Source organism: Microbacterium sp. Ag1 (assembly GCF_001005635.1).
GTDB lineage: Bacteria > Actinomycetota > Actinomycetes > Actinomycetales > Microbacteriaceae > Microbacterium > Microbacterium oxydans.
In genome coordinates, this window is the sequence record NZ_LBCR01000027.1 from 1 (window position 1) to 12,514 (window position 12,514).

Sequence of the window (12,514 nt, forward strand, 5' to 3'; positions counted from 1 at the left end):
TCGTCGACGGCGTCGATGCGGCGGACCATCCAGGCGGCGCCGACGAACATGCTCGTGCCGAGCGTCACCACGACGCCGACGGCGCTCATGATGGTCGCGAGGATCTCCGTGGACACGCGTGCTCTCCTTACTCGGCCGGGTACATCGACGACGTTACGCCGCTCATCCCGGTGTGCGCGCCGGTATTCCAGCATCTGTGAAGAGGTCGCGGAGGTTGCGCGATGTGGAGAAGAGGTCAGTGCGCCGCAGGCGTCTTCCGCGGCGCCCGGCCGGCGACGAGCATCAGCACCGGCACCAGCGCGCACAGCACCGCCGACACGAAGAACGTCGCGCTCGACGCGGGGTCGCGTCCGATCAGGAGGATCACCGTCGGCACGAACGTGCCGCCGACGGCGCCGCATGCGACGAGAGCACCGGTTACGGCGGCGCTGCGAGCGGGATCGAGGCGGTCGAGCGCGAGGCCGAGGATGAGCCCGTAGCTGGGGGCCAGCAGCACGACCACCACAGCCAGCGCGACGAGCGCGCCCCCGGGGGCGGACTCCACCAGCATCCCGGTGACGGCCATCAGCACCGCAGCGGTGCTCGTTGCGGCGACCAGGATCCCCACCGGCGACACCGCGAGTCGGCGCAGGGTCGCGGCACCGAAGCGCCCGATCGCCATGAGCGCCCAGAACGCCGAGGTCCCCAGGGCCGCCACACCGGGGTCGAGCGCGAGCGTCCGTGCCGGGATCACGGCCGACCACCCCGAGAGTACGGTCTCCACGCCGACGTAGAGCGGCAGCGCCACCGCGAACGGGAGCAGCGCGAGCAGGCCACGCGCATCGCGATGGGTCGGCTTCTCGGAGCGCGTGAAGGCGGTCGCCGGCCCTGCGAGCATCACGACGGTCAGGAGGGGTACGAGTGCCAGCACTCCGAGCACCGGCCGGATGTCGGATCCGGCGGCGACAAGCAGTGGCGTGACGGCCGCGCTCACGGCGACCGTGCCGAGGAGGGCGCTGAGCAGACCCGTCGCGCTGCCGACGGCCACGGACTTCGCCGCCACGGATCCCGAGGCCTCCACCAGTCCGAATCCCAGCCCCGCGACGACGGCAGCGGCGGTGAACACGGCGGGCGTGCCGGCCAGAGCCACCACGACTATGGCAGCGGCCTGGAGCGCGCTGCCGAACATCAGAGCGCTGCGCGGCGGCCGGTGCATCAGCAACGGCCCGGACACCAGCACTCCGACGAGGAGCCCGGCGAACAGTGCGGGCACCGCGACGCTGAGGTCGGCCGCCATCGCCCGTTCGGCGGAAGGCAGGATCGCCGGCAGGAAGGCGGCCGTGACGCCGAGTCCCGCGAAGGCGGTGAACAGCCCGGCCCGTGCGCGTCGGGCGTCGTCGATCACGCCCCGCTCGTCCGCACGCGGTGCACGGCGGCGAAGGTGTCGCGCAGCGCCTCCATCGAGCGGTCGTAGTTCGACTGGGCGACACCGATGAAGATGCAGTCGACCACCATCAGCTGGGCGATCCGGCTGCCGAGAGCTCCGGAGCGGAAGCCGGTCTCGCGCGCGGCGGTCGTGAGCACGATGTCGGCCTGATCGGCCAGCGGAGCGCCGGCGTGGTTGGTGATCGCGATGGTGGTCGCTCCCGCCTGACGGGCCAGCAGCAGGAACTCGATGGTGTCGGTCGTGGCGCCGGTGTGGGAGACCGCGATCGCGACGTTGCCCGGCCCGAGTGTCGCCGCCGAGGTCCAGGCGGCATGCGGGTCAGACCACTCCAGAGCGGTGCGCCCGATGCGCGTGAGCTTGCGCTGCAGGTCGAGCCCCACGATGGAGCTGGCGCCGACACCGAAGATGTCGACCCTGGTCGACGAGGTGATGGCGTCGACGGATGCGCGCAGCGATTCGGTGTCGAGCACCTTGGCGGTGTCGGCGAGGGAGAGGGTCTCGGCGAGAGAGACCTTCGCGACGATGTCGGTCAGGGTGTCGTTGCGATCGATGTCTCCGGAGACGGCGGGCAGCGCGGCCGTGTCGAAGGTCTCGCGCTCGACGTCGCGCAGCACGTGATTGCGGAGTTCCCGCACGTGCTCGTAGCCGAGGCGCTTGCAGAACCGGACGACCGAGGTGGTGGACGTGTCGCAGCGCTGGGCGAGCTCGGCGACCGAGAGGCCCGCGGTTCCCCCGGGGTCGGAGAGGAAGAGATCGGCGATGCGCTGCTCGCTCGGACGCAGCTCGGGGCGGATCGCCCGCATGCGGACGAGCACGGGGTGTGCGCCGGCTTCGTCGCGGGCGGCTTCATGAGGCATGGGGTCTCCGATCACTGTTCATAACAGTAGAGGAACTTCTGTTACATCAGTAGTGACGTTCGTGTACTTTTGGTACCAACCAAGACCGACGACGTTCACGGGGCGGCAGGCAACAGCGCCTGACCCGACGCCACGGCGGCCGTCACACTCAGGAGGATCCAGCAATGAGCACAGCACGCTGGGCGTCACTCGGCGCTCTCACGGCGACGGGCCTCGCCTTCGCCCTCGTCATCACCGGGTGCTCCGCACCCGCATCCGACCCGAAGCCCTCAGAAGGCGCTGCCGGAGGCGACCTCGTCATCGGCGTCACCAGCGACCCCGACACCCTGTTCCCCTGGAAAGCCACCCAGTTCCAGGCCGTCAACGTGCTGCAGAACCTCTACGGCACGCTGACCGAGTTCGACGAGGACCTGAACGTGGTCCCCGGCCTCGCCGAGTCGTGGGACGTCTCCGAAGACGGCCTCACCCTGACCTTCCACCTGCGCGAGGGCGTCACGTTCGCCGACGGCAGCACGTTCGGTTCGGAAGACGTGAAGTACTCGCTCGACGCGATCGCGGCCGAGGCCACGGCTGCCGTCGCGCGCAGCTCTCTCGCCTCCGTCACCGCGGTCGAGGCCACGGACGAGAACACCGTCACCCTCACGCTCAGCGCTCCGGACGCCGCCCTGCCCGCCAACCTCGCCGTGATCAACATGGCGATGCTGTCCTCGGACGACACCGAGGAGGGTCTGAACACCACGCCCAACGGCACCGGGCCCTTCATCCTGGATGACCGCAAGGCCAGCCAGTCGCTCACGCTCGCCAAGAACGACGACTATTGGGGTGACGCCGCACTGCTCGACACCGTCGAGTTCCGCGTGATCCCCGACGAGTCGTCGATCGTCTCGGCGATGCAGTCCGGCAATGTGCAGCTGGCCGTGTTCGACGACCCGCTCGTCGCACAGACCGCGGAGGGCGCCAACGTCGAGGTCGCCACGACCCCGCAGCTGAGCTACCACGCTCTGCAGCTGAACGCGCAGCGCGGCGACCTCGCCGACGTGAACGTCCGCCTCGCCATCCAGTGCGCGATCGACCGCCAGGAGGTGCTCGACACCGCAGCCCTCGGCGAGGGCGAGGTCACCGGCCCCATCACCTCTCCCGCATACAAGTCCGACCCCGATGCACGCCCCTGCCCGGAGCGCGACCTCGACAAGGCCGCCGAGTACCTGAAGAAGGCGGGCAAGGAGGACGGCGTCACCATCAAGACGATCGTCTCCCAGGGCGAGTACGCCACCTCGGTGAACGAGGCGCAGAACCTGAAGGCGCAGTTGGCCGACGCCGACATCACCCTCGACCTCGAGGTGCTCGAGTCCGGTGCGTTCGTCGACCGCTGGATCGCGGCCGACTTCGATGCCGCGGTCGCTCTCAACGGCGGTCGTCCCGACCCCGATGGCATGTACGGCCGCTACTTCACCAGCACCGGAAACCTGAACAAGGTCGCCGGCTACTCCTCGCCCGAGCTCGACGCGCTGTTCGCGGAGGGACGCCAGACGGCCGACCCCGACAAGCGCAAGGACATCTACGCGCAGGTCTCCGAGAACCTCGAGGACAACGCGGCGTGGATCTGGCTGTTCACGAGCTACACCTACACGGCGACCGCGTCGACCGTCGACGGCTTCGTCCCGATGGTGAACGGCTCGCTGCAGTACCTGCGGACCACCTCCATCAAGTAGCGGATCGAGGGGGCGCGGCCGCCCCGCGCCCCCTCCTTCCCCGACGACAGGCACCCACACACGCGCATGTTCAGACAGCTCCTCCGCAACAGCGTGCTGCGACGCATCCTCGCAGCCCTCGGCACGCTCCTCGGCGTCGCCATCTTCGTCTTCCTGATGCTGCGCGCCATCCCCGGCGACCAGATCAGCTCCGGCCTCGGCACCGAGGCAGCCGCGCTCACGCCCTCGCAGCGCGCCGCCCTCGAGGCGTACTACGGCCTCGACCAGCCGCTCATCGTGCAGTTCTTCTCCTGGCTCGGCAACATCTTCACGGGCAACCTCGGATTCTCCTCCCGGGCACAGACGAGCGTCCTCGACCTCACGGCCGCAGCCCTGCCCGTGACGTTCGAGCTCGCGATCATCTCGATCGTGATCGCGCTGGCCATCGGCATCCCGCTCGGCATGCTCTCCGCCTCGAAGCCCGACTCGTTCCGCGACGGCGTCGGACAGGTGGTGGGTCTCGCCGGTCTCTCGATCCCCGCGTTCCTGCTCGGCACCGCGTTGCTCGCCATCCTCGCCCAGTCGTTCGGATTCAACCCCAACGGGCAGGCGTACGCGACGCTCTTCGAGGACCCGCTGCTGAACCTGCAGCAGATGCTGCTGCCCTCGATCGTGCTCGGCTTCGGCATCGCCGCGCCGATCATGCGCACGACCCGCACCGCGGTGCTCGAGATCCGCTCCAACGACTTCATCCGCACCGCCAGGGCGAAGGGCGTGCCCCCACGTCGACTGCAGGTGCGCCATGTGCTCGGCAATGCCCTGGTGCCGATCGTCACGATGACCGGTCTGCAGTTCGGCTACCTCCTCGGAGGTGCGGTCGTGGTGGAGCAGATCTTCTCGCTCCCCGGCATCGGACGCCAGGTGCTGCTGGGCATCCAGCAGAAGGAGTACGCGCTCGTGCAGAGCACCGTGCTCGTGATCGCCCTCGCCTTCGTCATCGTCAACCTGCTCACCGACCTGCTCTACCGGGTCATCGATCCTCGGGTGCGTGCCGCATGACCGACATCTCTCAGACTCCGACCATCGCGCCCGGCGGCGGGCGCACCATGGAGCGCGTGCGTCTCCTGCTGCGCAGCCGCAGCGGTCTCGCCGGCCTCATCATCGTCGTGCTGCTCGCGGTGCTGAGCCTCGTCTCGGCGTTCGGCCTGCTGCCGTTCGATCCGCTCGCGCAGGATCCGCCGTCCCGTCTGCAGCCGCCGTCCGCCGTGCATTGGTTCGGCACCGACCAGTTCGGCCGTGACGTGTTCTCGCGCGTCGCAGCCGGCGTCGCCAACTCGGCGCTCATCTCCGTGGTCGCCGTGGCGTTCGCGACCGTCGTCGGCACGGTCTGCGGACTCATCGCCGGGTTCTACCGCGGGTTCTCCGACGGGGCGATCACCGCGATCACCAACGTGCTGTTCGCCTTCCCGCCGCTGCTGCTCGCCCTGTCGCTGGCGTCCGTGTTCGACCGCAATTGGTTCACCATCGCCGTGGCCATCGCGATCGTCTACGTGCCGATCTTCATCCGCGTCACGCGCGGACCCGTGCTGTCGCTGCGCGAGGTGGAGTACGTCAGGGCGGCCAAGAGCACGGGGCAGAGCCGCATGGCCACCATGTTCCGACACGTGCTGCCGAACATCACCTCGATCATCATCGTGCAGGTCACCCTCTCCCTCTCGTGGGCTGTGCTGACCGAGGCCTCGCTGAGCTTCCTCGGACTCGGCACGCCGCCGCCGGCGCCCTCGCTCGGGTCGATGATCTTCGAGGCGCGGACGCTCGTCACGATCGCCCCGTGGACGATGATCGCGCCGGGCGTGATCGTCGTGCTCCTCGTCGTCGGTCTGAACCTGCTCGGCGACGGCCTGCGCGACAGCCTCGACCCTCGGAACAGAGGAAAGCGATGACCATGGAGGATCTCGGCGCACTGGCCACCGAGGCCAGCGACCCCCGTTACGCGGAGCTCGACCGGATGAGCGTCGCCGAGCTCGCGCAGACCATGAACGAGGCGGATGCCACGGTGCCGGCCGCGGTGCAACGCGCTCTGCCGCAGATCGTGCCGGCGATCGAGGCGACGGCCGCCCGCATGGCGCAGGGCGGACGCCTGGTCTACGTCGGCGCAGGAACTCCCGGACGCATCGGCGTGCTCGACGCCTCCGAGTGCCCACCCACGTTCAGCACCCCGGCTGAGCTCGTGTTCGCGATCATGGCCGGCGGTCCGGGTGCGATCGTGAACCCGGTCGAGGGTGCGGAAGACGACGCGGAGGCGGGAGCTGCGGCCATCGACGCGGCGGGGATCGGTCCGCTCGACACCGTGATCGGCATCGCCTCCAGCGGACGCACGCCGTACGTGATCGCGGCAGTGCGCCGGGCACGCGAGCGCGGAGCACTCAGCATCGGCCTGTCGTGCAACGTCGACACCGCGCTGAGTGCCGCCGCCGAACACGGCATCGAGGTCGAGGTCGGTCCGGAGGTGCTCTCCGGCTCCACCCGTCTCAAGTCGGGTACCGCGCAGAAGCTCGTGCTCAACATGTTCTCGACCATCTCGATGGTCCGGAACGGCAAGGCCTACGGCAACCTGATGGTGGATGTGAAGGCCACCAACCACAAGCTGCGCGAGAGGGCGATCCGGATGGTGCAGACCATCGCGGACGTCGACCGCCCCGCCGCCGTCGCCGCCCTCGAGGCCGCGGCCTACGACGTGAAGCTCGCGTCGATCATGATCCGCCGCGGTGAGGACCTCGCCGCGGCCACCGCACGACTGGACGCGGCCGATGGTCGGCTGCGCACCGCACTGGAGGAGAACTGATGCGCGTCCTCGGACTGATCTCCGGCACCTCGCACGACGGGATCGATGCCGCCGTCGTCGACTTCACGACCAGCGGAGGGTTCACCGACCACGGCGTGGATCTGCGCGGGAGAGTGCTCGCGGCGACGAGCGTGCCCTATGCGCCCGAGCTGCGGGCACGGCTGATCGCGGCACTGCCGCCGGCGCAGACCACCCTTGCCGAGGTCGCCGAGCTCGACACGCTCATCGGCCAGGCGTTCGCCGAGGTCGCCGCCGACATCGCCGCAGAGGTCGGCGGCGTCGATGCGGTCTGTTCGCACGGTCAGACCGTGTACCACTGGGTCGACGGCGCCCACGCGCTCGGCACCCTGCAGATCGGTCAGCCCGCCTGGATCGCCGAGAAGGTCGGCGTGCCCGTGGTGTCCGACATCCGTATCCGCGACATCACCGCGGGCGGACACGGAGCTCCGCTGGTGTCGTTCCTGGACGAGCTGCTGCTGCGCGGCCGCGCCGGCGTCTCGGCGGCGCTGAACCTGGGTGGCATCTCGAACATGACCGTGGTGCGGCCCGACGGCCTGGTCGCCTATGACATCGGACCGGCGAACGCGCTGGTCGACGCGGTCATCGTGGAGCACGGCCTCAATCCGCTCGGCTACGACGACGACGCCGCGATCGCCCGCACCGGACAGGTCGATGAGGCGCTCCTGGCCGCGCTGCTCGACGACCCGTACTACGCGCTCACGCCGCCGAAGAGCACCGGCAAGGAGCACTTCCACCTCGGCTACGTGCACGAGCACCTGGCAGCGCAGGGCCGCGAGCTCGCGGTCGCCGACGTCGTGCGCACCCTCACAGAGCTCACGGTGCGCACGGTCGCGCGCGACGTGGAAGCTGCCGGGATCGGATTCCTCGCCGTGTCAGGTGGCGGCTGCCGCAACCCGCTGATCCTCGAGGGGCTGCGCGCCGCGCTCCCCGGGACCGAGGTCGTGCTGGCGGACGAGCTGGGGGCTGCGGCCGACAGCAAGGAGGCGATCCTCCTGGCGCTGATCGGCTGGTCCACGATGCACGGCGTGCCCGCGATCGTCCCCGGCGGCACGGGAGCGCGCGAGCCCCGGATCCTCGGCGCCATCACGCCGGGCGTCGGCCCGCTGCAGATGCCGGAGCCCGTCGCGTCGATCGACTCCCTCGTGCTCACGGAGGCCCCGGCATCGTGAGTCTCCAGGTGCGCCCAGCCACCCCGGATGACCTGTCCGGGGTGCTCGGCGTGTTCCTCGCCTGTTGGCGGGAGAGCTATCGCGGCGTGCTCTCGGATGCGGCGATCGATGCGATGACCGACGAGCGGGCGGAAGCGCTGTGGCGTCGGGTGCTCGCCGACCCGCGGGGCGTCGTGCTGCTGGCCGAACGCGAGGGCGAGATCGTCGGGATCACCCGCTACGCCGCCCCCACCGGTGACGACACCACCGGTGATGACACCACCGGTGATGACACCACCGCAGACGACGACCGTGTGGACGGGGCCGTGCACTCGCTGTACGTCTCGCCCCGAGCCCACGGCGGCGGGATCGGCGGCGCACTGCTGGCGCGCGCGTCCGACGACCTGCGGGCGGCGGGGGCCGAGGCGGCGACGCTCTGGGTGTTCGCGGCCAATGCCCCCTCGATCGGGTTCTACGAGTCGAAGGGCTGGCACGCAGACGGGGCCACCCGCACGCAGCCGGAGTTCGGCGAGCCGGAGCAGCGTATGCGCAAGGAGTGGGCATGAGCGCGGGATCGAACGCCGTGGTGGGTCTCCGCGTGCTCCGGGTTTCGTCGCCCCTGGTGCGCCCCTTCGTCACGGCCGTGCGCCGCACCGACCACCTCGACGTCGTGCTCGTCGAGGTCACGGATGCCGACGGTCGCCACGGATACGGGGAGGCCGCCACGAGCTGGCGTGTCACGGGGGAGAGCCCGCCGAGCGTGGCCGCTGCCGTGGCGGGGCCGCTCTCCGAGGTCGTCCTCGGCCGTCGCGCCGATGACGCAGGGATCGCAGCCGACATCGCACGGTCCGTCTGGGGCAATGTCGCCGCCCGCAGCGCGGTCGAGTGCGCCGTCGCCGACCTCGCCGCCCGGCAGCGGGGATCGTCGCTCGTCGCCGACCTCTCTCGCAGCCCCGCTGCCGTGCACAACTCCTCAAGACCGTCGCGCATCCGCACCGACATGACCCTGTCCGCGGGGGAGCCGTCGGCGTTGGCGCTGCTTTCCGAGGAGCACGTCATCGCCGGCTTCGGCTGCCTCAAGATCAAGGCCTCCGCCGCGCACGACACCGTCGCCGGACTCCGTGCCGTCCGCGCCGCGGTCGGGCCCGAGATCACGCTGCGCGTCGACGCGAACCAGGCCTGGGACGCCGAGACGGCGATCCGCATCATCCGTGCCGCAGAGGACGCGGGGTTCGGGGTCGAGCTGGTCGAGCAGCCGGTCGCCGCGCACGACCTGGACGCGCTCGCCGCCGTGACCGACGCGGTGGACACCCCGATCATGGCCGACGAGTCGGTGCGTACGGCGCGCGATGTGCGTCGGATCTCCGACCGCGGTGCCGCCGACCTCGTGAACATCAAGCTCGCCAAGACCGGCGGTCTCGCCGAGGCGCTCGCTGCCGCTGAGGCTGCGCGTGCGGCCGGACTCGGCCTCGTGATCGGCTGCATGATGGAGTCGCACGTCGGAGTGAGCGCCGCCGCCCATCTCGCGGCCGCCGTCGCCCCGGATGTCGTGCACGATCTGGACGCGGCGTTCTGGCTGCAGAGCTCGCCGGTGACCGGCGGAGTCGCGCTGACCCGGGATGAGCTCGATCTCGGCATCGAACTCGGCATCGAACTCGGCATCGACCTCGGCAGGGGGAACGGCATCGGCATCACGGGTCTCGTCGCCGAAGAGTCGGAGATCCTCCTCGACCTCTCCACGGGAGCAGGGGTGAGTGCATGAGCGCCGACGCAGCGGTCTCCGTGGTCCTGGCCGCACCCTCCGCCCCGCGCGGCGTCGTCGCGGGTGTCATCACGGACGCCGGGCGGGATGTCGCCGCCGGCGGTCTGGCCGACCTCGCCGGGACCGCTATGACCACCGGCACCGCCTTCGACATCGCCTCGGTGTCGAAGGTCGCCGCGACCACCACCGCGGTCCTCCGGCTGGTCAGCGGCGGCGAGCTGGGCTTCGACGACCCGGTCGACCGCTTCGTCCCCGGCACCGCCTGCGCGCCCGGGACGACCGTCCGCCACCTGCTGCAGCACCGTGCCGGTCTCTGGGAGTGGCAGCCGCTGTACCTCGACCGCGCGCATGCCGGGGATCCGGCGAGGGCGATCGACGCGATCCCGCTCCGATACGCCCTCGACGAAGGTCGACACTACTCCGACCTGGGATTCATGCTGCTCGGTCGAATCATCGCCGCGATCGCCGGACAGCCCCTGGACGCCGCAGTGCGGGAACTCGTCACCGCGCCGCTCGGTCTCACCCGCACCGGCTACGGTCCCGTCGGTCAGCCCGTCGCCTCCTCCGCTGTCGGCGATGCCGCCGAGCGCCGAATGGTCGCGACCGGAGTGCCGTACCCCGTGCTCACCGCGGACACCGACTTCGCCTGGCGCACCGACGAGATCAGCGGTGTCGTGAACGACGGGAACTGCTTCCACGCCCTCGGTGGCGTGTCCGGGCATGCGGGGTTCTTCAGCACCGCCGACGACCTGTTGGCCCTCGGTGCCGCGCTCGCCGCACCCGAACGGCACCCGGAGCTCTGGGAGCCGGATGCCGTGGCCGAGCTGTTCCGAGACGGCCCCGACACCGGCCAGGCACTGGGGTGGCGCAGCGACACGGTGGCCGTCGCCGGTCGGCCCACCCGGATGCTCTGGCATCCCGGCTTCACCGGATGCGCGCTCGGGATCGTGCCGGGGACCGGTACGTCCGCGGTGCTGCTGACCAACCGACTCTTCGCCTCCGAACCCGTGCCGACCGAGACGCTGTGGCGCGCAGCGCTCCCTGCGCTCCTGCCCGGCGGCACCGATCCCGGCAACAACGCTTCTGACAACGCTTCTGACAACGCTTTCGACACTGAAGGAACGAGTACCCCATGAGCACCACCGAGCCCGTGCTGAGCATCAGCGGCCTCGCCGTCGCCTTCCGGACCGGTTCCGAGCTGGTCACCGCGGTCAGCGACGTCACCATCGACATCGCCGCAGGTGAGACCGTGGCGGTCGTGGGGGAGTCGGGGTCGGGCAAGTCGACCACTGCGGCCGCGGTCAACCGTCTGCTGCCGGAGAACGGCGTGATCACGGCCGGCAGCATCCGCTTCGACGGTCGTGAGCTGACCGATCTGCCCGAGAACGCGATGATCTCGCTGAGGGGCGCCGGGATCGGGCTCGTGCCGCAGGATCCGATGTCGAACCTCAACCCGCTCATGCGCGTGGGCGAGCAGATCGGCGAAGCGCTCGAGGTGCACGGGTACACGCGCGGCGACGCCACCAAGGCACGGGTCGTCGAGCTGCTGGAGATGGTGGGGATCGCCGATGCCGCGCAGCGCGCGCACCAGTATCCGCACGAGTTCTCCGGCGGCATGCGTCAGCGTGTCCTGATCGCGATGGGCCTGGCCTGCAAGCCGCGCCTGCTGATCGCCGACGAGCCCACCTCTGCGCTCGACGTGACCGTGCAGCGCCGCATCCTCGACCAGCTCGATTCGCTCACCGACGAACTCGGCACTGCGGTCTTCCTGATCACGCACGACCTGGCCCTCGCCGCCGAGCGCGCCGACCGCATCGTGGTGATGTTCCGCGGTCGTGTGGTCGAGGAGGGCACCTCCGCCCAGGTGCTCGGCGCCCCGCAGCACGAGTACACCAAGCAGTTGCTCGCCGCGGCTCCGAGCCTCGCCTCGCACCGTGACGCCCTGCCGCAGCGCGAGACCTCCACGGGTACACCGTTCGTCGAGATCCGCGACCTCCGCAAGGAGTTCGCCCTGCGCGCGCCCAAGCCGGGGGAGCCCGAGACGTTCACCGCCGTCGACGGGGTCAGCTTCGAGATCCGCCGCGGCACGACGGTCTCGATCGTGGGCGAGTCGGGATCCGGCAAGTCGACCACGGCGAACATGGTGCTCGGCCTCGAGGATGCCACGTCGGGGTCGATCCTGTTCGACGGGCTCGACCTGACCACGCTCCGGCGCAAGGAGCTGTTCGCCCTGCGCCGTCGCGTGCAGCCCGTGTTCCAGAACCCCTACGCCTCGCTCGACCCGCGTTACACGGTCGAGCAGTCGATCGCCGAGCCCCTGCGCGTGCACCGCATCGGCACCGCGGCCACCCGGCACTCGCGCGTGCTCGAGCTGCTGGAGCAGGTGGCCCTGCCCGCGGCCATGGCCGAAAGACTGCCGCATGAGCTCTCCGGAGGGCAGCGTCAGCGCGTGGCGATCGCCCGGGCACTCGCTCTCGAACCCGAGCTGGTGGTGCTGGACGAGGCGGTGTCGGCCCTCGACGTGCTGGTGCAGGCGCAGATCCTCGACCTGCTCGCCGACCTGCAGAAGCGGCTCGGGCTCAGCTATCTCTTCATCAGCCACGACCTCGCGGTGGTGCGCATGATCTCCGACGAGGTGCACGTCATGCAGCGCGGTGTCGTGGTCGAGAGCGGCACCCCCGAGCGCATCTTCGATGCCCCGCAGCACCCGTACACGCGAGAGCTTCTCGCCGCGATCCCCGGGGCGTCTCTGGCGTCCTGATCG

The 12,514-nt window shown here is 70.3% G+C and carries 11 protein-coding genes; 9 read left to right on the top strand and 2 right to left on the bottom strand.

Annotation, left to right across the window (positions count from 1 at the left end; all coding sequences use genetic code 11):
- Positions 1–235: 235 nt before the first annotated feature.
- Positions 236–1,384 carry an MFS transporter gene (locus AAY78_RS06075; protein ID WP_046747450.1) on the bottom strand — a complete coding sequence of 383 codons (1,149 nt, stop codon included), beginning with the start codon at positions 1,382–1,384 and terminating at the stop codon, positions 236–238.
- A complete protein-coding gene (locus AAY78_RS06080; protein ID WP_046747451.1) occupies positions 1,381–2,283 on the bottom strand; it encodes a MurR/RpiR family transcriptional regulator in 903 nt (300 codons plus the stop codon). The genes AAY78_RS06075 and AAY78_RS06080 overlap by 4 nt, the downstream gene beginning before the upstream one ends.
- 164 nt (positions 2,284–2,447) lie before the next feature.
- On the opposite strand from AAY78_RS06080, the gene AAY78_RS06085 reads away from it, so the two are divergent.
- The 9 genes from AAY78_RS06085 (at position 2,448) to AAY78_RS06130 (ending at position 12,511) form a co-directional block, all read left to right on the top strand.
- Positions 2,448–3,995 (top strand): ABC transporter substrate-binding protein, encoded by a 1,548-nt coding sequence (locus tag AAY78_RS06085; protein WP_046747452.1) that lies wholly within the window; start codon positions 2,448–2,450, stop codon positions 3,993–3,995.
- 66 nt (positions 3,996–4,061) lie between these two features.
- Positions 4,062–5,033 (top strand): ABC transporter permease, encoded by a 972-nt coding sequence (locus AAY78_RS06090; RefSeq protein ID WP_046747453.1) that lies wholly within the window; start codon positions 4,062–4,064, stop codon positions 5,031–5,033.
- The gene (locus AAY78_RS06095; RefSeq protein ID WP_046747454.1) at positions 5,030–5,917 is read left to right on the top strand and encodes an ABC transporter permease; all 888 of its coding nucleotides are present in this window, start codon (positions 5,030–5,032) and stop codon (positions 5,915–5,917) included. Before AAY78_RS06090 ends, AAY78_RS06095 begins: the two co-directional genes overlap by 4 nt.
- Positions 5,914–6,819, top strand: coding sequence for an N-acetylmuramic acid 6-phosphate etherase (murQ, locus tag AAY78_RS06100; protein ID WP_046747455.1), 906 nt, complete (start codon positions 5,914–5,916; stop codon positions 6,817–6,819). Before AAY78_RS06095 ends, murQ begins: the two co-directional genes overlap by 4 nt.
- Entirely contained in the window at positions 6,819–8,009 is a 1,191-nt protein-coding gene (locus AAY78_RS06105; RefSeq protein ID WP_046747456.1) for an anhydro-N-acetylmuramic acid kinase, read from the top strand. The genes murQ and AAY78_RS06105 overlap by 1 nt, the downstream gene beginning before the upstream one ends.
- Positions 8,006–8,554, top strand: coding sequence for a GNAT family N-acetyltransferase (locus tag AAY78_RS19200; protein WP_052748667.1), 549 nt, complete (start codon positions 8,006–8,008; stop codon positions 8,552–8,554). Before AAY78_RS06105 ends, AAY78_RS19200 begins: the two co-directional genes overlap by 4 nt.
- On the top strand, positions 8,551–9,750 hold the full coding sequence (locus AAY78_RS06115) for an enolase C-terminal domain-like protein (protein WP_052748668.1): 1,200 nt from the start codon (positions 8,551–8,553) through the stop codon (positions 9,748–9,750). The genes AAY78_RS19200 and AAY78_RS06115 overlap by 4 nt, the downstream gene beginning before the upstream one ends.
- Entirely contained in the window at positions 9,747–10,886 is a 1,140-nt protein-coding gene (locus tag AAY78_RS06125; protein ID WP_052748669.1) for a serine hydrolase domain-containing protein, read from the top strand. The genes AAY78_RS06115 and AAY78_RS06125 overlap by 4 nt, the downstream gene beginning before the upstream one ends.
- Complete coding sequence (locus tag AAY78_RS06130) at positions 10,883–12,511, top strand: ABC transporter ATP-binding protein (protein WP_046747458.1); 1,629 nt, start codon at positions 10,883–10,885, stop codon at positions 12,509–12,511. The genes AAY78_RS06125 and AAY78_RS06130 overlap by 4 nt, the downstream gene beginning before the upstream one ends.
- The last annotated feature ends 3 nt before the right edge of the window (positions 12,512–12,514 follow it).